This is a genomic window from Kitasatospora sp. NPDC007106 (assembly GCF_040634455.1).
In the GTDB taxonomy this organism is placed as follows: Bacteria; Actinomycetota; Actinomycetes; order Streptomycetales; family Streptomycetaceae; genus Kitasatospora; species Kitasatospora arboriphila.
Genome location: NZ_JBEYFP010001303.1, coordinates 1 through 1,275, shown reverse-complemented (window position 1 = coordinate 1,275; position 1,275 = coordinate 1). Strand labels below are relative to the sequence as shown.

Sequence of the window (1,275 nt, the reverse complement as noted above, 5' to 3'; positions counted from 1 at the left end):
GCGGGGGCCACCGACGGCGCCCCGCCGCCGGCCGGCACCGCACCGGACCGTCCCCGACACTCGGCGGCCGTGCTGCGCCAATCAACCGATGCCTCGTCGACTCCTGCGAAGCTGGCGCGATGACCCTGCTGCACAGCGCACGGAGTGCGGTCCGACGACTGGGCCTCGACGTCGCGCGCTACCCCGACGAGTGCCCCGACCGTCAGGTGGCCCGCCTGCTGAGCCACCACCGCGTGGACGTCGTCCTCGACGTCGGCGCGCACACCGGGCACTACGCGTCCCAGCTGCGCGTCTGCGGCTACCGGGGGCGCATCACCTCCTTCGAGCCCGTCGGCGAGCTCCACCGGCAGCTGCTCCGCCGGGCGGCCGGCGATCCCCGGTGGAACACCGTGCGTTGTGCGCTCGGCGACCGGCCCGGCACCGCGGTGATCAACGTCGCGGGCAACGCCGGAGCGAGCAGCTCGCTGCTGCCGATGCTGGACCTGCACACCGAGGCCTCGCCCGGCAGCGCGTACGTCCGGACGGAGGAGGTCGGGGTGGAACGCCTCGACGCGCTCTGGCCGGGTCTCGTCGCCGAGGGCGAGCGGGCCTTCCTCAAGCTGGACGTCCAGGGCTTCGAGCGGCAGGTGCTGGACGGCGCCGGGGAGCGCGTCGCCGACTGCGCGGGGCTGCAGCTGGAGATGTCCCTGGTGCCGCTGTACGACGGGGGGATGCTCCACCGGGAGGCCCTGGACTGGGCCCAGGAGCGGGGGTTCACCCTGATGCACCTCCTGCCGGGGTTCACCGACGGCAGGACGGGCCGGATGTACCAGTGCGACGCGGTGCTGTTCCGCGAATAGCGCGACACCTCGGAGTGTCGGGGGGACGCGGGACCACCCGGTGGACCATGTTCGTCCTGTGGAACCACTCCGTATCGCGGTGCTGATGACATGTCACAACCGCGCCCCGAAGACCCTGGCCGCACTCGTCTCGCTGCGCGACCAGCGCGGCCTGCCGGCGGGGACGGTGCTGTCCGTCCACCTCGTGGACGCGGGCAGCACCGACGGCACCGCCCGGGCGGTCGCGGAGCACTTCCCCGAGGTCGAGGTGGTGACGGTCGGCCAGGACGTCTTCTGGGGCGAGGGCATGCGCACCGCCAGCCGGCGCAGCAGACGCGGCGGGCTGCCCGCCTGGGACCACCAGCTGTGGCTCAACGACGACGTGCGGCTCACCGCCGACGCGGTCGCCGACCTGCTCGCCACCGCGGAGCGGACCGGCGGCGGGGCCGTCGTCGTG

The 1,275-nt window shown here is 74.0% G+C and carries 2 protein-coding genes; both read left to right on the top strand.

Going from position 1 to position 1,275, the window contains the following annotated elements; all coding sequences use genetic code 11:
* Nucleotides 1–119: 119 nt before the first annotated feature.
* A complete protein-coding gene (locus ABZ641_RS38030; protein ID WP_359989203.1) occupies nt 120–839 on the top strand; it encodes an FkbM family methyltransferase in 720 nt (239 codons plus the stop codon).
* A gap of 85 nt (nt 840–924) precedes the next feature.
* A partial coding sequence (locus ABZ641_RS38025) for a glycosyltransferase (protein ID WP_359989201.1) occupies nt 925–1,275 on the top strand: 351 nt, incomplete at its 3' end.